Source organism: Pseudomonas cyclaminis (assembly GCF_015163715.1).
GTDB lineage: Bacteria > Pseudomonadota > Gammaproteobacteria > Pseudomonadales > Pseudomonadaceae > Aquipseudomonas > Aquipseudomonas cyclaminis.
Window position 1 is genome coordinate 1 of the sequence record NZ_JADDUM010000174.1, and the last position, 18461, is coordinate 18461.

15 protein-coding genes and 1 pseudogene are annotated in these 18461 nt (G+C 60.7%); 11 read left to right on the forward strand and 5 right to left on the reverse strand.

Annotated elements, in window-relative coordinates:
- From IQK56_RS20605 to IQK56_RS20630, 6 genes are all read left to right on the forward strand, one after another.
- The coding region (locus IQK56_RS20605; protein WP_193901808.1) for an acyl-CoA dehydrogenase family protein at nt 1-890 on the forward strand (890 nt) is incomplete at its 5' end.
- Nucleotides 887-1645 carry a PIG-L deacetylase family protein gene (locus IQK56_RS20610; RefSeq protein ID WP_122305050.1) on the forward strand — a complete coding sequence of 253 codons (759 nt, stop codon included), beginning with the start codon at nt 887-889 and terminating at the stop codon, nt 1643-1645. The genes IQK56_RS20605 and IQK56_RS20610, both read left to right, overlap by 4 nt.
- Nucleotides 1642-2241 (forward strand): SAM-dependent methyltransferase, encoded by a 600-nt coding sequence (locus IQK56_RS20615; protein WP_150761311.1) that lies wholly within the window; start codon nt 1642-1644, stop codon nt 2239-2241. Before IQK56_RS20610 ends, IQK56_RS20615 begins: the two co-directional genes overlap by 4 nt.
- Nucleotides 2238-2897: a glycosyltransferase family 2 protein gene (locus tag IQK56_RS20620; protein WP_150761310.1), complete on the forward strand. Its 660-nt coding sequence runs from the start codon at nt 2238-2240 to the stop codon at nt 2895-2897. Before IQK56_RS20615 ends, IQK56_RS20620 begins: the two co-directional genes overlap by 4 nt.
- Before the next feature lie 177 nt (nt 2898-3074).
- Nucleotides 3075-3836, forward strand: coding sequence for a PIG-L deacetylase family protein (locus tag IQK56_RS20625; RefSeq protein ID WP_193863044.1), 762 nt, complete (start codon nt 3075-3077; stop codon nt 3834-3836).
- Between the two features lie 250 nt (nt 3837-4086).
- Nucleotides 4087-6651 carry an autotransporter family protein gene (locus tag IQK56_RS20630; RefSeq protein WP_193863045.1) on the forward strand — a complete coding sequence of 855 codons (2565 nt, stop codon included), beginning with the start codon at nt 4087-4089 and terminating at the stop codon, nt 6649-6651.
- Here IQK56_RS20630 and IQK56_RS20635 read toward each other — a convergent pair.
- Nucleotides 6608-8011, reverse strand: a complete 1404-nt coding sequence (locus tag IQK56_RS20635) for an amino acid permease (protein WP_193901809.1) — start codon at nt 8009-8011, stop codon at nt 6608-6610. The two genes, IQK56_RS20630 and IQK56_RS20635, sit on opposite strands and share 44 nt — an antisense overlap.
- A 61-nt stretch (nt 8012-8072) precedes the next feature.
- The gene (locus IQK56_RS20640) at nt 8073-9107 is read right to left on the reverse strand and encodes a histone deacetylase family protein (protein WP_150676976.1); all 1035 of its coding nucleotides are present in this window, start codon (nt 9105-9107) and stop codon (nt 8073-8075) included.
- 121 nt (nt 9108-9228) lie between these two features.
- Here IQK56_RS20640 and IQK56_RS20645 point away from each other — a divergent pair, with 121 nt between their 5' ends.
- From IQK56_RS20645 to IQK56_RS31910, 3 genes and pseudogenes are all read left to right on the forward strand, one after another.
- Complete coding sequence (locus tag IQK56_RS20645; RefSeq protein WP_122305057.1) at nt 9229-9720, forward strand: Lrp/AsnC family transcriptional regulator; 492 nt, start codon at nt 9229-9231, stop codon at nt 9718-9720.
- Between the two features lie 186 nt (nt 9721-9906).
- A pseudogene (locus IQK56_RS20650) lies at nt 9907-12062 on the forward strand (TonB-dependent siderophore receptor).
- Nucleotides 12063-13057: 995 nt separating this feature from the next.
- On the forward strand, nt 13058-13750 hold the full coding sequence (locus tag IQK56_RS31910) for a methyl-accepting chemotaxis protein (protein ID WP_246500259.1): 693 nt from the start codon (nt 13058-13060) through the stop codon (nt 13748-13750).
- 132 nt (nt 13751-13882) lie between these two features.
- Here IQK56_RS31910 and IQK56_RS20660 read toward each other — a convergent pair whose 3' ends face one another.
- From IQK56_RS20660 to IQK56_RS20670, 3 genes are read right to left on the reverse strand one after another with little or no spacing between them, the layout of a single operon-like run.
- On the reverse strand, nt 13883-14398 hold the full coding sequence (locus tag IQK56_RS20660) for a GNAT family N-acetyltransferase (RefSeq protein ID WP_122305060.1): 516 nt from the start codon (nt 14396-14398) through the stop codon (nt 13883-13885).
- On the reverse strand, nt 14395-14781 hold the full coding sequence (locus IQK56_RS20665) for a hypothetical protein (RefSeq protein WP_193863051.1): 387 nt from the start codon (nt 14779-14781) through the stop codon (nt 14395-14397). Before IQK56_RS20665 ends, IQK56_RS20660 begins: the two co-directional genes overlap by 4 nt.
- A 15-nt stretch (nt 14782-14796) precedes the next feature.
- A complete protein-coding gene (locus tag IQK56_RS20670; RefSeq protein WP_193863053.1) occupies nt 14797-15330 on the reverse strand; it encodes a hypothetical protein in 534 nt (177 codons plus the stop codon).
- A 431-nt stretch (nt 15331-15761) separates the two neighbouring features.
- Here IQK56_RS20670 and IQK56_RS20675 point away from each other — a divergent pair, with 431 nt between their 5' ends.
- A complete protein-coding gene (locus IQK56_RS20675; RefSeq protein ID WP_193863055.1) occupies nt 15762-16697 on the forward strand; it encodes an EamA family transporter in 936 nt (311 codons plus the stop codon).
- A 123-nt stretch (nt 16698-16820) separates the two neighbouring features.
- A complete protein-coding gene (locus tag IQK56_RS20680) occupies nt 16821-18164 on the forward strand; it encodes an MFS transporter (RefSeq protein WP_150761302.1) in 1344 nt (447 codons plus the stop codon).
- Nucleotides 18165-18461 lie beyond the last annotated feature (297 nt).

Genomic DNA, 18461 nt, shown 5'->3' on the forward strand with positions numbered 1-18461 from the left:
CCGGCAGCGGCCAGACGTTGGCACGCTTCAGCCGCCTGGCCCAGGTGGCCGGGCATGACCTGCGCCTGTGCAAGTTATTCGAGGGCCACACCGACGCGCTGGCGATCATTGCCGAGCTGGACAGCCCCCTGCCGCCCCTGGGCAGCACGTGGGGCATGTGGGCCGCCGAACCGCCGAGTGCCAAAGTGCGCGTGCGGCGCGACGGCCATCGACTGATCGTCGACGGTCGCAAAGCCTGGTGTTCCGGCGCGGCAGTGGTCAGCCATGGGTTGCTGACGGCGTGGGACGAGGAAGATCGCCAGCAATTGGTGGCGGTAGAGATGCGCATGCCGGGTGTCACGGTGACCGATGAAGGCTGGCATGCGGTCGGCATGGCCGCTACGGGCAGTGTCGAAGTGCTGTTCACGGAGGCCGCCGCAATTGCGGTCGGCCATCCGGGTGACTACCTCAGCCGTCCCGGCTTCTGGCAAGGCGGGATAGGGATTGCGGCGTGCTGGTATGGCGGCGCCCAACGCCTGGCGCAGGTGTTGCGTGAACAATGCGCCAAGCGCCCGGAGCCCCATGCCCTCGCCCACTTGGGCGCCGTCGACAGTGCGTTGAACGCGGCCGCCTGCGTACTGCGCGCCAGCGCCGAGCACATCGACCGGGAGCCCAAGGCCGATGCCCGCGCCCTGGCCCAGCAGACGCGGGCCTGCATCGAGGACACGGTCACACAAGTGATGCACCACGTGGGCCGTGCCGTCGGTGCCGGGCCTTATTGCAAGGACCCGCACTTTGCACAACTGATGGCGGATTTGCCGGTGTACCTGCGCCAGAGTCACGCCGAACGTGACCTGGCCGGGCTCGGTGAACTGGTCGCCAGCGACCCCACAGGGAGGTGGCAATTATGAAACCCAACCCGATTGTCGGCCAAGGCACGCCGCTGCATCGCTGGCAGACGTCGCCACGGATGGCCGAGTTACCGCAGATCAGCGTCGAACAACTGGTGCCTGAGGGCCATCGCGCCGTGATCATCGCGCCCCATCCGGATGATGAAGTGTTGGGTTGCGGCGGGTTGCTGCAAGGTCTGGCTGCACTCGGCCGCCCCATACAGCTGATTTCGGTGACCGACGGCAGCGCCAGCCACCCCGGCTCCCGGCGCTGGCCGGTGGAGCGCCTGAGCGTGGTGCGGCCTCAGGAATCGGCGCAGGCCCTGCATCGACTGGGATTGCCGTTGCACAGCCTGAAGTGGTTGCGCGCCGGGTTCAGCGACAGCAACGTGGCCATGCGCGAAGATGAACTGAGCGCGTTTATCCAGCGCTACCTCAAGCCCACGGATGTGGTGTTCACCACCTGGCGCGAAGACGGCCACTGCGACCACGAAGCCGTCGGCCGCGCCAGTGCCAAGGCAGCCCAGGCAGTGGGCGCGACGCTGTATGAATTGCCGGTGTGGACCTGGCACTGGGCAACCCCCGAAGACAGCCAGGTGCCGTGGCACCGAGCGCGCAAAATCCCCCTGTCCTGCGAGACCGTGGCCCGCAAGCGTCACGCCATCCATGCCTTCGCCAGCCAGTTGGAAGGTGACCCGCAGATCGGCCTGGCCCCGGTGCTGGCACCTTATGTGGTGGAGCGCCTGCTGCAACCCTTTGAAGTGGTATTCGTATGAGTGTGGCCACGCCTTATTTCGACCAACTGTTCGCCGAAAACGACGACCCCTGGGCGTTTCGTCAACGCTGGTATGAACGACGCAAACGTGCGCTGACCCTGGCCGTACTGACACGGCCGCGCTACGCCGCCATCTTTGAGCCGGGCTGCGCCAATGGCGAACTGAGTTTCGAATTGGCCCCGCGCTGTGATCGCCTGCTGTGCTGTGACACCGCCGCAGCCGCGGTCAGTCTGGCGCGCAGCCGTTTATTGGGGTTCCCCCATGCCGAGGTGCAGCAAAGCCGCCTGCCGGAACAATGGCCGACGGAACGGTTCGAGCTGATCGTGCTCAGCGAGCTGTGTTACTACCTGGACACCGACGATCTGGGCCGCGTGATCGACCACGCGCTCGCAAGCCTGACCGACGACGGCCAACTGCTGGCGTGCCACTGGCGCATGCCAATCGAAGGCTGCCCGCAGACGGCCGAGCAGGTACACGCCCTGCTCCACCAACGACTGGCCATGCCGCGCATCGCCAGCTACCACGAACAGGATTTTCTTCTCGACCTGTGGTGCCGCGATGGCATCTCGGTCGCTCGCCATGAGGGCTTGCGATGATCGGCGTTCTGATCCCGGTGCATAACGAAGAAACCCTGTTGGCCGAGTGCCTGGACGCTGCACTGATCGCGGCCTGCCACCCCGGCCTGCAGGGCGAAGCGGTGCAGATCCTGCTGGTGCTCGACAGCTGCAGCGATGGTAGCGCAGCGATCGCCCGGGCCTACCCGGTGCAGCATCTGGAAGTACAGGCGCGCAATGTGGGGCATGTGCGCGGCGTCGGTGCGCGGCACTTGCTCAACCAGGGTGCACGCTGGATCTCCTGTACCGACGCCGACAGCCGCGTCGCACCGGACTGGCTGGTGGCGCAACTGGCGTTGAACGCCGATGCGGTATGCGGCACGGTGACGGTGGATGCCTGGAGCGAAGACTTCGACCCGGCCGCGCAGATCCGTTACCTCCAGGGCTACCAGGCGCGGGACGGGCATCGGCATATCCACGGCGCCAACCTTGGGGTCAGCGCAGGTGCTTACATTCGCGCCGGTGGCTTTGAACCGCTGCCCTGCCATGAGGACGTGCAACTGGTACGCAGCCTGGAACGCTGTGGTGCCTCGATCGCCTGGAGCCACTCGCCCCAAGTGATTACCAGTGCGCGCCTGGACGCCCGCGCCCAGGGTGGGTTTGGCGATTATTTGAAGAGCCTGACGCACGCGTCGTGAAAAATTCCATATTGCAAAATGTAAAAGCGGCGAATCCTTGTCTATGCTGAAGACGCCTTGCTGGTCATTCAGGGTTGAATGACCACGCACCCACCACGGCGGAGTCTGTGGTGAATAAATAGAGTCGTCCCGTCAACGGGGCACGACCCAGCATCAATCGACAAGGATGTAATTCTCATGAAGCCTGCCTCTCTCAGTGAGGGCCGTCGCGGCCCCGCGCAAATCTGGAACAGCGCCCCGCAGCTGGCGCAAATCGCCCCTATCTCGGCAACCTCGCTGGTCCCCGCCGGTGCACGTGTGGTGGTCATCGCCCCCCATCCCGGCGATGAAGTGCTGGCCTGCGGCGGTATGCTGCAACTGCTCAGCACCCTTGAATATCCTCTGCAACTGATCTCCATCACCGACGGCAGCGCCAGCCATCCCGGCTCGCATGTGTGGCCGGCCAGCCGCTTGAGCGTGGTGCGGCCCCAGGAAAGTGCCGAAGCACTGCGTCGCCTGGGTATGCCCATGCACAGCCTGAAGTGGATTCGCGGCGGGTTTTGCGACAACGCCCTGGCGTCCCGTGAACCGCAACTGAGCCAATTCATCGCCCGTTACCTGCAAGCGGGGGATGTGGTGTTCACCACCTGGCGCAACGACGGCAACCCCGACCACGACGCGGTCGGTCGCGCCAGTGCCAAGGCCTGCAATCTGGTAGGTGCGCAGTTGTATGAGCTGCCGATCTGGGCCTGGCACTGGCCTGCGCGTGACGGCGCGATCATCCCCTGGCAGCGGGCGCGCAAGGTGCGGCTGGACACCTGGAGCGTGGCGCGCAAACTCCACGCGACCCATGCCTATGCGAGCCAGCTAGTGGGTGACCCGCTGATCGGGCTGGCGCCGACACTGGCACAGGTGCTGTTGGAACGCATGCGCGAGCCTTACGAGATCGTGTTCGCGTGAGCCGCTCACTCGTCTGTACCTGTTATTTCTCACAGTAGCGCCACCAGAGATGTCCGTCTAAGGTGCAAAAAGCGCTGCACAGGTTCAGGTGCAGTCGAGAAAGCCATGCCAACCCTTTGCATTGGCCGGTGTTTTCAGATTCAGGTAAGCCGTCGTCCCTGGTCCGTATCGCGTTCGTTGTTGCCATGGTCTTTAACCGTGCCTGCCCTCAGGCACCGTGAAGATAGATCGCATTGAGCGAGGATGGATCATGAGCAAACGACTTCCCCCACTGGCCTGCCTGAGCGTGGCCATTGCTGCAGCGTCCTGGTTGGCCGCCTGGCCTGATAGCGCGCAGGCCTGCACGTTGACAATCACGCCAGGGGATGACGTGATCAACTGCAACAGTGGCGCCGCCGGCAACTTAGTGGACACCCAAGGCAATAACAGCCTGATCTTTTCCACCGGTAACGGCAGTGTGACGGGCGTGACCTACGGTGCCGGGAACGACTTGATTGAGCTCAATACGCCGGATGCCGTGATTGGCGCCGGGGGCGTCAACATGGGCGATGGCGCGAATATCTTCCGGCTCTTTCAAGGCGGGGTCCAGTCTGCGGTGAATCAGGGTGCCGGAGCCGATATCGTCCAGATCAGTGGCGGGCAAGCGCTGAGCATCAGCCAGGGCGCCGGAATAGACAGCTTCGCCATGAGCGGCGGGACAATCGCGTCGCTGGCCCAAGGGGACGGGCTCGATACCTTCACCATGAGTGCGGGCACCATCACCGGGGCCTTCGAGGATGGCGACCACGCATTGATGACAGGGGGCACTATCGGGCGGGTCGACATGAAGCTCGACGACAACGTGTTTGATATGCGTGGGGGCAGGATCCTCGGCAACTTGGTCACAGGGTTTGGCAACGATGACATCCGGGTCTCAGGAAACAGTTTTATTGGCGGCAATATCAGCGTCAGTGGCGGTGTCGACAACATTACAGTGACCGGCGGCACCGTCCAGGGGGAAATCCGTGCCAGTGCGGGGGCTGATCAATTTGAGTGGAATGGCGGCGGGCAAATTCGCTCGGCGGTGCTGATGGGTGACGATAGCGACGCTGCATTGCTGGCCAACCTGACAGAGGCCGTCGTGCTCCCCACACCCCGCGTGGACGGCGGCCTGGGTACCGATACGCTGACCTTGGATAACAGCCAACTCGGTACACCCGAACGGTATGTGAATTGGGAAGTTGTGAACCTGGATAACCGTGCCAGTCTTGACTTGGGCGGCACCGTCATCCTCGGTGATAGCGGTACCGGCACCGGCACCCTGAACCTGCACGGCAGCAGCGTGTTACGGGTCAGCACAGGGATCATCAGCCCGTTTATCACAGACCGAATGGTGACCCTGAACAACAGCGGCCTGATCGACATGACCACCGCAAGCTCCAGCACCAGCGACACCCTGACGGTCAACGGCAACTACAACGCCAGCGGCGGCCAACTCGCGCTGCAAAGTGTGTTGGGCGGCGACGGCTCGCCCAGCGACAAACTGGTGATCAGCCAGGGCTCTATCCAGGGCAGTACGAGCATCCACGTGACCAACCTCGGCGGCGCCGGTGCAGCGACGCTGCAAGATGGCATCCAGGTGGTACAGGCACTCAACGGGGCCACCGGCAGCGGCACCGCCTTTACCCTCGGCGCACCGGTATCTGCCGGCGCGTTCGATTACTACCTGTTCAAGGGCGGCGTCACCGCCGGTACCGCAGACAACTACTACCTGCGCTCGACGATCCCAGTGACGCCACCGGACCCGGTGATTGTCGTGCCATTGCCGGTGCCCGTGCCTGATGAACCGCCGCTGCCACCCAACCCCGGGGTGACGCCGATTCCGATCTATCGTCCGGAAGTGCCGATCTACGCCGCATTGTTTCCCGCCGCCCAGCAACTGGTGCAAGGCATGCTCGGCACGTTTCATCAGCGGATGGGTGACCAGAGCCAGCAACAGCAAACCGGCGCATTGGCCGCAGGCTGGGGCCGGGTTTATGGCACCAGCAGTCGCCAGAGTTTCGCCGGTACCGTGAGCCCGACGCTGGACAGCTCGGTGACAGGCTTCCAGGTGGGCACTGATGTGTACGCCAGCCCGTTGGGCAACGGCCAACAGCGCGCCGGGTTCTTCGTCGGCCACAGCCGTCTCAAGGGCAACGTCAAAGGCTTCAACGGTGGCTGGGAGGACAAGGCCGCGGGCAAGACCACCTTGCGCGGCGATAGCCTGGGGGTCTACTGGACGCTGATCGGCGCCAACCAGGCCTATCTGGACCTGGTGTTGATGGGCACGCGCTTCAATGGCAACAACGAGTCTGACCGGGGCGTGAAGATGAAAACCCGTGGGCGCAACGTTACGGCCTCTGCCGAACTCGGCTGGCCGATCCCGATCACGACCAACTGGGTCGCGGAACCCCAGGCCCAAGTGATCGTCAGCAAGACCAAACTCGATAGCCAGAACGACGGGATTTCCGATGTGTCCTACGACGCCGACACCAACCTCACCACGCGCCTGGGGATCCGCCTGCGGGGCGACTACCAGGTGCGTGGCATGCCGTTGCAGCCTTATGTCAGGGCCAACGTCTGGCATAACAGCGCCGGGCAAAACACCGTGACCTTTGCCGATGCCACCGACATCGACACCGAGCAGAAGTCCACCACCCTGGACCTGAGTGTCGGTGCCACGCTGAAGGTGGCCGAGGGCGTCAGCGTGTACGGTGAGGCGGGCTACGACCGTAACCTGGACAGCAACACTTTCAACGGCCGCCGAGGAACGGTTGGCCTGAGAATGGAGTTCTGATCTGGTAGGCAATCGCCAGCCAGACAAACCACACCGGCATCACACACAGGGCCAGGCGGGTGTCTGGCCGCAACGCCAGCAGACAGAGCACGAATGCAAGGAAGCCCAGGGAGAACCACGCCATCGGCACGCCGCCGGGCATCTTGTAGGTGGACTTGGCGTGCAGATCCGGGCGTTTTTTACGGTAGGCGATGTAGGACGCAAGAATCGTCGACCAGGTAAAAATCACCAGGATCGCGGAGACCGTCGACACGATGGTGAAGGCGGTCATCACCTCCGGCACTGCAAACAGCAAGACCAGGCCCAGCAACATCAACAGCGTGGTAAAGGCCAGACTGATAAATGGCACGCTGCTGCTCGACAACCGCCGGAAGATACCCGGCGCGTCGCCTAGATCAGACAAGCCGAACAGCATCCGGCTGGCGGAAAACACCCCGCTGTTGGCCGAGGACGCCGCCGAGGTAAGCACCACGAAATTGACGATCCCCGCCGCTGCCGGAAACCCCGCCACCAGGAACAACTCAACGAACGGGCTTTTGCTCGGCGACACCTGGTGCCACGACGTCACCGCAATGATGCAGGCCAATGCCAGCACGTAAAACAGGATGATCCGCAGCGGAATCGAGTTGATCGCCTTGGGCAAGGTCTTCTCCGGTGCGCGGGTTTCGGCGGCTGCGGTGCCGATCAGTTCGGTGCCGGCAAAGGAAAAGATCGCCATCTGGAACCCGGCAAAAAAGCCGAACAGGCCATTGGGGAATGCCGCCTGCTGGTCCAGCAAGTGACTCAACGACGCCGTGACCCCGGTGGGCGAAACAAACGAACTGGCGATCAGCACCACGCTCACCCCAATCAGGGTGACCACGGCGATAATCTTGATGATCGCAAACCAGAATTCCACTTCGCCGAACAGCCTGACCGTCAGCACATTCAACGCAAACAGCGTCAATAGCATGCCCACGGCCGGTATCCACGCCGGCACATCCGGGAACCAGTACTGGAAAAACCCGCCGACCACCACCGCGTCCCCGACCACCGCCACGCTCCAGCTCAGCCAGTACGACCAGCCGAGAAAGAACGCCGCGCGCGGCCCCAGGTACGCGCCGGCAAAGTCGGCAAAACTCTTGAAGTTGAGGTTGGACAGCAGCAGTTCACCCATGGCGCGCATCACGAAATACACGAAGAGGCCGATGATCATGTAGATCAGGATGATCGAGGTGCCGGACAGCGCGATGATCTTGCCGGAGCCCATGAACAGGCCGGTGCCGATCGCTCCGCCCATGGCCATCAGCTGGATATGGCGGTTGCTCAGGGTACGTTGCAACGCAGGCTTTTCACACAGCCCGGGCGTGGTTGTTTTCATCACAAAACCTCTTGTTATGTTTTTGAGTTTTGGCAGAAGAAAAGTGGAGCGGTCGTGGTTATCAGGCGGTTTTGCTTTCGAAACCGTGCAACACGTTGACGGCATTGATGCCGATCTCATCGACCATGTAGCCGCCTTCCATCACGAACAGCGTCGGCACGCCCACGCTGGCGATGATCTCGCCCATGCCGAGGAAGTCGTCGCTGTCGAGCAGGAAGTGGCTGATGGGGTCGTCCTTGAAGGTGTCGACACCGAGGGAAATCACCAGCACGTCAGGGGCGAAGTGTTTTAGTTGCTGGCACGCATCGATCAGCGCGGTGTTGTAGCGATCCCAGGTGGTGTTTTTCGGCAACGGATAATTCAGGTTGAAGCCCTCCCCGGCACCGACGCCACGCTCGCTGCTGGCGCCGGAAAAGTACGGATAGGACACCGCCGGTTCACCGTGCAGGGAGATGAACAACACATCCGGGCGGTCGTAGAAAATATTCTGCGTGCCGTTGCCGTGATGGAAATCCACATCCAGTACCGCGACGCGCTTGGCGCCCTGAGTGATGGCCTGTTGCGCGGCAATCGCGGCGTTGTTGAGGTAGCAATAACCGCCCATGTACTCGCGGGCCGCGTGGTGACCGGGTGGCCGGCACAGGGCGAAGGCGCTGTAGTGGCCTTCGTTGATCAGCGCCAGGCCGGTGAGCGCGATGTCTGCGCTGGTCTTGACCGCGTTCCAGGTGGTGGCGGTGATCGGCGAACCGGCGTCCATGGCAAAGAAGCCCAGCTTGCCGTCGATGAAGTCCGGTACCTGCTGGTTAGCCAGGTCCCGCACCGGCCACACCAGCGGCAACGCGTCATGGCTGCGGCCGATGGCCGTCCATTCCGCCCAGGCGCTTTCGAGAAACGCCACGTAGCGCTCGCTGTGGGCATTGACGTAACAAGCTCGATCAAAGGTGCGCGGCGCAATGATATCGCCTAGCCCGACGTACTGGACGCGGTCACGTACGGTGTCGGCGCGGCTCGGTTGCTCGAACGATGGCTTGAGTACGCCGTCCTTCAATTCGGTGCCATGGTGCAAACGGTGGGCATCGCTGAAAACAGTCAACATGTGTAGATATCCGCCAGTGAAAGACAGGCTCTATTTTGTTCTGGCAGTTCGAGACTTTCTTTGCTTTTACTTCTGGCACTGGTAGTTTTATCGGGCGTTTTTACCCCAGGCACGAATAGATATGAAAAATAAAACCAAGCAGGTCGTTCTTGATGACACCGATCTCGCCATCCTCGCCTTGCTGCAGGAAGACGCGAGCATTTCCAACGCCCAACTCAGCGAGCGCCTCTCACTGAGCCTTACGCCCTGCTGGCGTCGCCGCAAGCGCCTGGAAGAAGAAGGCGTGATCAAGGACTACCAGGCCAACCTGGACCGCAAGCTGCTCGGCCTGGACATCATGGCGTTTGTGCATGTGCGCTTTGCCATCCACACCGACCACGCACCGGACGCCTTTGAAGCGGTGATCAAGGAGCTGCCGGAGGTGCTGTCGTGTCACAAGATCACCGGGGATGCCGATTACCTGTTGCAGGTGTTGGCGCAAGATCTGGACAGCTACAGCGAGTTTGTCGAAAGCGTGTTGAGACGGCAGTTGGGGATTGCGTCGATCCAGTCGAGCCTGGCGCTGCGCGAGGTAAAAGCGACGAGCCGGGTGGCGATTGGGAAGCGCGATTGAGCCCGGTACAAAAGTGTTCAACAGCGGCAAGTGATGGCTAATCGCCTGCCGCGCACATGTGAAAAATTCGTTAACTAATTCTCCCCAAAGGCTTTTTCCTACAGAATCAATCTGGCACACTGATGCGAATAATTATCAACACTTTTATTATTCGCCAGGGACGGCACGTAGGGGAGAGTCCGTTCCATGTCTGTTCACCCATCCGGCGGTAAAGGTTTTACACCCAGTTTGATTGCGTTGGCGGTCTGCCTGGCCACCTCGCACGCCCTCGCCGCCGAAGCCCCGGCAACCACGCTGGAACTGGGCGCCACCCAAATCTCCGGCGAACAGCAGTTGGGCGAAACCACCGAGGGCACGCAGTCCTACACCACTGGCGCAATGAAGACCGCGACCAAACTGCCCCTCACCCTGCGTGAAACGCCACAAGCCGTCACCGTGATTACGCGCCAGCGCATGGATGACCAGGCGATGACCAGCATCAACGACGTGGTCAACGCCACGCCAGGGCTGTTCCTGAACTACTCCAATGGCCCTGGTCGGCAGTCCTACACCTCACGCGGTTTCGACATCGACAACCTGATGTACGACGGCATTCCGAGCGGCTACAACGGCGTTTCAGTGGGGGCGCAGCCAAACCTGGCGATGTTCGACCGCGTTGAAGTGGTGCGCGGCGCCACCGGCCTGGTGACCGGCGCGGGCAACCCATCGGCCGCCATCAACCTGATCCGCAAACGCCCACTGGATGAACAGAAAGTCACCCTCACCGGCGCCGCCGGCAGCTGGGACGACTACCGTGGCGAACTCGACGCCTCCAGCCCGCTCAATGACAGCGGCACCTGGCGCGGTCGCGTCGTCACTTCCTACCGCGACGCCAACAGCTTTATCGACAACGCCGAGGAATATCACGGCCTGTTCTATGCCGTTACCGAAGCGGACCTGGGCGAAAACACCACCCTGACCCTCGGTTATTCGAACCAGAAGGACAAGACCAACTACTTCTGGGGCTCCTCGATGATCGGCCAGGACGGCCATCACCTCGACCTGCCCCGCTCCTACAACCCCGGCACCGACTGGGAAAACAAGGACCAGGAGATCAACACGGTCTTCGCCGAACTGCGCCAGAACCTGGCCAACGACTGGAAGCTGCAAGTCAACGCCAACTATGCCGAGCAGAAGGCGTTGTTCTCCGGCTCTTATCAATCGCGTTGGGCTGCCGACAAGTCGCTGGGACGAACCGTCTACCAGGCCGCCTACGACGAGAACCAGGCCGGCGTCGACGCGTTTGTCAGCGGCCCGTTCCAGGCACTCGGGCGCACTCATGAGCTGGTCGTGGGCGCCAGCCGCCGCATCTACGACATGACCAGCCACGACTACAGCCCGTACGACACCAATTGGCCCCTCAATGCGGGCAAACCGGACTTCGTACACACCTCCGACACCCGCGAAATCACCACCCAGGACGGTGTCTACGTCACCACCCGCCTGAGCTTGGCGGACCCGCTGAAGCTGATCCTCGGCGGCGCCTGGACTGGTACGACTACGATGCCCATGGCAGCAACAGCGGCGACTATAAGGTCACCCGCAACCTGACGCGTTACGCGGGCCTGATCTACGAGCTGGACGACCATCACTCGGTCTACGTCAGCTACAGCGACATCTTCACGCCGCAGAGCGCCAAGGACATTTCCGGCACGCCGGTCAAGCCAATCGTCGGCAAGAACTACGAGGTCGGCGTCAAGGGCGAATACCTGGACGGCGCGCTGAATGCGAGCGTCGCGCTGTTCCGTGTCGACCAGGAAAACCGTGCCAGCCAAGTGACCGTGCAGAACTGCCCGCAGACCGAGTGCTATGAAGCGTCCGGCGAGATCCGCAGCCAGGGTATCGACTTCGAGCTGCAAGGTGCCCTGACCGACAACTGGCAGGTCGGCGGTGGCTACACCTACGCACGGACCCACACCATCAAGGATGAAGCCAGCCCGGAGAAGGTCAACAAGCAGTACGACACCGACACCCCGGAGCACCTGTTCAAGCTGACCACCCGCTACAACCTCCAGGGCCCGCTGGAAAAATTCCGCGTAGGCGGCAACATCTCCTGGCAGAGCCGCATGTACAACGACATCAAGCTGGCTGACGGCAGCACCTACCGCCTGCAACAAGGCGCCTACGCGGTCACCGACCTGATGGCCGGCTACAAGGTCAACGACCATCTGGACCTGCAGCTCAACGCCAACAACATCTTCGACCGCAGCTATTACTCGTCGATTGCCAACTCCGTGAGCTACGGCGGCGACTCGTACGGCAACCCGCGCAACATGATGCTGACGGCCAAGTACAGCTTCTGATCCTTCCTTGCGGCTGCCCGCTCGGGCAGCCTTTCCTCTGGTTGTGGCGCTTAAAGTCTCCACCGCAATTGCCGATAAGCCTTTTGGCACCCCCATCCTGCAAAAATCCTGATACCTGCTTTGCTCTGTACCCGCGCGCCTTAATGGCACGCCGCATGCTTTGTTCCTGGCTAGACCACATGGAGTAAGAGTGAATGCCTTTACGCGCGCGTTTCCTGGAGCACTACCGCAAGGCCGACCGCATCATGCTGGCGCTGATCTGGCTGATGACACTGTTCTCCGTAGGCCTGGCGTTCTGGCACGACACCCTGATCCAGGCAATCGTCATCGGTGGCGGCACCAGTGTGGTGCTCACCGCGCTCTACCGCGCCCTCGGCGGCACCCGTGTGATGCGTTGTGCGCTGGGCGCGGGCCTGATGGTCATGGCCGCACTGCACATCAACCAGGCCCAGGGCGTGATCGAATCCCACTTCGGGATTTTCGCCCTGCTGGCGGTGCTGACGTTCTACCGCGACTGGCTGCCGATCCTGGTGGCCGCACTCACCATCGCCGTGCACCACGTGGTCTTCCATGCTTTGCAGCATCAAGGTTTCCCGGTATTCGTAATGGAACACCATGGCGGCTGGACCATGGTGTTTGTACATGCCTTCTACGTGGTGATGGAAACCGTCGCCTTGCTCTACCTCGCCGTGCACAGCCAGGCTGAAGCCGTCGAGAGCCAGGAAATGCTCGAAAAAATGCTCGCCGTCACCACCCAATTCACCGTGGAAACCGCCCAAGGCGAAGGCAAGGCGCACGTCTCCCTGGCCAAGCGCTTCGACCACTTCCTGCACCAGATCACCGGCCTCATCGACGGGGTCGCCCGCGACTCCCACGGCCTCGGCCAACTCGGCCAGGAACTGGCCCACGCCAGCGGCACCCTGGAGAAAGGTGCGCGCCACCAACTCGCCGAAATTGCGCAAATGACCGACTCCATGGAGCGCATGGAACACGCCATGGGCAACATTACGGTGCACGTCGAGGAAGCCGTAGAACACGCCGGCGTCGCCAGCCAGCAAATCCTGCGCGGTCAGCAAAGCGTCGGCCGCGCCCAACACGAAATCACCCAACTGGCCACGCGCCTCAGCGGCACCCACCAGACCGTCCAAGGCCTGGCCGTGCAGGCCGAACAGATCGGCTCGGTGCTCGAAGTCATCAGCAGCATCGCCAACCAGACCAACCTCCTCGCCCTCAACGCCGCCATCGAAGCCGCCCGCGCCGGCGAACAAGGCCGCGGCTTCGCCGTCGTCGCCGACGAAGTACGCAGCCTGGCGCAACGTACCGCCGTGTCCACCCAGGAAATCAAAACCATCATCGAAAGCTTGCAGCAAGGCAGCCGCGAAGCCGTCGAAGCCATGCACGACAGCCGCCAAGGCGTAGAGCGCTGCGTGGAAGACAGCCAGGTCGCGGTGGACATGCTAAGGGCCGTGGGCAATGACATCAGCCAGATCGATGCGCTGAACGGACGAATCGTCACCACCTCGCGGGAACAGAGCTCAGCAAACCTGGAAATTGTCGGGCGGTTGCAGTCGGTGCAGGGCATCGCCCAAAGCACCGCAGACGATGTGGAAATGCTGGCCAGGAGCAGCGAGCAACTGCCGCCCATTGCAGTGCGGCTCGATGCGTTGGGGCGGCGCTTTCATCCGTGAGATAGCCGCTAAGTTGCAGTTCCCTAGCGGGCCTGGACGGTATGTTGATGGTCCGCATAGGTTTCTTTGATAACCGTCCGGACACGCCGCTTCCACCCAGAAGCAGTCAGTCGAGGGGTTCGATAAAGGTGATTAAACCGTTGGTATTTGGTAAACAACCGAGTCGTACTTGGCTGATGTGCGCATCTCGAGGATTACCCCACCCAGCACCTCGGCAATACGTCGACTTGCATGGTTGTCCGTCGCGACCGGGTAGATGAAATTATTTGCTACCACTCTCTGGCTGGCCCACTGAACAACCGCTTGGACCGCTTCACCTCCAAAGCCTAACCCGTGTCTATCTTCACGAATCCAGATACCCAACTCCGGTGTTTCACCGTGGGTATCGTGCAACCCTACCAGGCCAGTAAAACGAGCATCTTCGAGTTGTCTGATTGCGAACACAAAGTCGCTGCCATCTGCGATTGAAAGCAGCCACTGCCGCCAGACTTTTGCATACTCATCAAGAGAAGCAGGTGGCTCCCACGACATGTAGCGAGTCAACGAGGCAGTTATACAAGCGAACGATTCAACAGCGTCTTTCTCGCAGAATGGCTCAATACTAAGGCGTGGCGACTGAATGCAGATTTCGCGGGTATCGATGGTCATTGTAATGTCCTTATCAGAGGTGCAGCGCTCGTTTGTGTCCAAGAAGAATAACCGGCTGATTGTTTTTTCAGCGCCCCCCATAAGCAGACACGTTTTTTATACATTGCGCCAGTAAAGTCCCTCCCGGACTGCTCAACAGCAAATTTCATGGAGTGCAAAACCATCTCACTCACCCAAGTACCGTCCACGTTATTTATGGACTTGGCTGAGATGAGCCGATTCGCGGTCATTAATAGTTGTTCTCTCGCAATTTCGTCTTTTTCATTGGGAATGGCTTTTTGGACTAGATCGTATAGGTAGTGGTAACCACCTGCGTAATCGTATACAGATAGCCTGCCTTTTAAAAAGGCAATGTCAGCATTCGAGAGTGGAAGCTGTACCATGTCTTTAGTCTCAAACTAATCAGCCATAAAAGTATTTAAGAAGCTTAGAACAAACTCATCGACGCCTTTAATATCTGAGAGTTTGTGATTGAATGTATATTGAACCATCAATTTATCTTTGTAAGCTCTTCTGCCCACAAAAATGGCTTGCCACTTGACAATGTATGCATTCGTCCCATCGCTACCGACTCGCCTGTAGGTTGCCTCGTTATCCTTTAATAAGTCCACCCCATCTACCGAGCCTATGACTTCCATATCAAAATAAGAGCGATTTATATCAAAGGGTGGAACATTGATTGGTGATATCCTCAATGTCACGACATTGTCAGCCTTATGTTTATAGCTAACCAACTTCATGGCAGGATATTCAACATGGATAGTCACCACGCTCTCGCCGTTAAAGCCTATAAGACTACAATTCTCTTTTGATACTTTATAAGCAAAGTTATCAACCCCTTTACTGCTAACAAAAGAGCAGTCCGCACTTGCGGAAATTGACAGCATGCTAACAGCAAACATAAATATGCAGATCTCTATACGCTTACCCATCATCGCTCACATTCTAAATAGTTAACGGGGGTGGTTATTCCTCAGACGAGCGAATCGTTAGGAGAATTAGAAGAAAAGTGATCTAAAATATTGCAGTCGGTCGCGAGTGACCGCGTCTGACCAAAGCCGCCCCTGCGAATATCACTCAAAACCGATCCACAGGTTCTTGGCTGAGCCACTTCAGTCGTTCAGCCACGCCCTAAACATCATACAACCCACGCTAAATCTGCCGAACGCTGTCTATACCCACCCCGCAGCGAAGTCATCTGGACATCCTGCACCACCCTACAAACCCCATACGCTGGGCATTCCGTAAAACCTCGCTTGCCCACTCGCCTGAAACGCGCTACAAACCCACAACATGGTTGTACGACAACCATAAAAATAAATCGCCATTCCCGAGGATGGCTACCCTTGTCAGAGCCCTTACCATGACCCCCCCTGCCCCCACCCTTTTTCCCCGCCACGTCGCCGTAATGATCCTGCTGTGCATGGGCTGCGCTTTCGCCGGCAACCACATCGCCGCTCGCGTGGCTTTCGATGACGGGGCCGGTGTTCTGTTGGCGATTTTGCTGCGCTCCGGCGGTACGTTGTTGGTGTTGGGCGCGCTGGTGCTCTGGCAACGCCAGAGTGTGCGCCTGCCTTCGGGGGCATGGCGTTGGCAATTGCTGTTGGGCCTGCTCATTACCGCTCAAAGCCTGTGCCTGTACTCCGCCGTGGCCCGCGTACCCGTCGCGCTGGCGCTGCTGGTGGCTAACGTTTTCCCGATTTTGCTGGCGCTGCTGACCTGGGCATTAGGCGGCCCACGCCCGACGGCGCGCACCGCGTTGCTGATGGGGTTGATTCTGGTGGGATTGGTGTTTGTGCTGGATGTGCCGACTCGGCTCTCGGCCGACGCCGACATCGGCCCGCAATGGCTGCTGGGCGTAACCCTCGCCCTCTGCGCCGCCTTCGTGTTCGCTTGCGCGCTGTGGATCACCGATCACAAGTTGTCCCAGGTACGGGGTTCAGTGCGCAGCCTGCTGACGATCTTCATTGTGTTCAGCAGCGTGAACCTTGCGGGCTGGAGTGGCGCGCTTGCCGACGGCCTTAACCCGCCAGCGTCGCTGACCGGCTGGCTGGCACTGGCGACATTGGTGGTGCTCTATGGCACCGGTTTTATCGTGCTGTTCATGTCGGTACCGCGCCTGGATATGCCGCGCAATGCGCCGGTCATGAACATTGAGCCGCTGGCGACGTTGCTGATGGGCTGGCTCGTGCTCGATCAAATGCTCAGCGCCGGGCAGGTGGCCGGCGGCGTTATCGTGGTGACGGGGATTGTGCTGCTGACGTATCGCAAGTCCGCCCAGCGTTCCGCCAAGGCCTGAAGCGTGCTGGCCCCAGCGCGAAAAAGTCGCTGCTGACTACGCGGAGGCCTCTTTTGAACCCCGCCGCCCGCCCACCGCCTCGGATAATCAGGCATCCCCCTGCGCATCCCGAGGCCTTCACCCATGACGAGCTCATCCACCGAACAGGTCAGCCCCCAAACCCTGAGAAAGGTCATCATCGCCGCCGGTATCGGTAACTTCGTCGAGTGGTTTGACTTCGCCGTCTACGGTTTCCTCGCCACTACCATCGCCCAACAATTTTTCCCCAGTGGGGACGCCAGCGCGGCGCTGCTCAAGACGTTTGCCGTGTTTGCCGTGGCCTTTGCGTTTCGGCCGCTGGGCGGGATTTTCTTCGGCATGCTGGGCGACCGCATCGGCCGCAAGCGCACCCTGGCGATGACGATTTTGCTGATGGCCGGCGCGACCACCTTGATTGGCCTGTTGCCCACTTATGCCGCCATCGGCGTCGCAGCGCCGATTTTGTTGTCGCTGATCCGCTGCGCCCAGGGTTTCTCCGCCGGGGGCGAATACGCCGGTGCCTGCGCCTATCTGATGGAGCATGCGCCGAGCGACAAACGCGCCTGGTATGGCAGTTTCGTGCCGGTGTCGACGTTCTCCGCGTTCGCCGCCGCCGCGGTGGTGGCGTATGCCCTGGAAGCGTCGTTGTCCGCCGAGGCGATGGGCAGCTGGGGCTGGCGCCTGCCGTTCCTGATCGCCGCACCACTGGGTCTGGTGGGGCTGTATCTGCGTTGGAAACTGGATGAGACGCCTGCCTTTCAAGCCGTCAAGCAGGAACACGCGGTTGCCCACTCTCCACTCAAGGAAACCTTGCGCAACCACGGTGCGGCGATCTGCTGCCTGGGCGCGTTTGTGTCGCTGACGGCGCTGTCGTTTTATATGTTCACCACCTACTTTGCGACGTACCTGCAAGTGGCGGGCGGACTGAGTCGGGCGGTGGCACTACTGGTGTCGCTGATCGCGCTGATTTTCGCCGCGGCGATCTGCCCGCTGGCGGGGCTGTATTCGGACCGGGTCGGGCGTCGGGTCACGGTGATGACGGCCTGCGTGTTGCTGATGGTGGTGGTGTATCCGTCGTTCCTGATGGCCAGTTCCGGTTCGTTCGCAGCATCGATTGTGGGGGTGATGCTGCTCGCGGTGGGTGCGGTGTTGTGTGGAGTGGTCACGGCCGCGTTGCTCTCGGAGACCTTTCCGACTCGGACGCGATATACCGCTTCGGCGATCACCTACAACATGGCCTATACGATCTTCGGCGGCACCGCGCCGCTGATGGCGACGTGGTTGATCAGCACCACGGGCAGCAACCTGTCACCGGCGTTTTATCTGATTGCGGTGGCCTTGTTGGCACTGGCAGGCGGGTTGGCGTTGCCGGAGACGTCGAGGATCTCGCTGCACGATGTGGGCTCAGAAGAAAAAAGCGCAGCGGCGGTGCTTTCACGTCAGGCCTAAAAAACGGTACAGGCTTGCCCGCGACGGCCATCGGTATCTACACAACGTTGGCATGACCCTGAACCTGTGGCGAGGGGGCGACTGCTCTAGAGCCGACGACTATCCGACTGATGCTCCGCGATTGAACTGTGGGAGGGGGCTTGCCCCCGATGGCGACCTGACAGCCGACCAGGATGTTGGATCAGAACGAGTACATATCCGTTCCTGCGGTCACGGCGGCTATGGGTTCCGCCCTTACGGCGGCTCACTTTTGAAGAGCGCAAAAGTAAGCAAAACGCTTCGCCCCACCACTCGGCA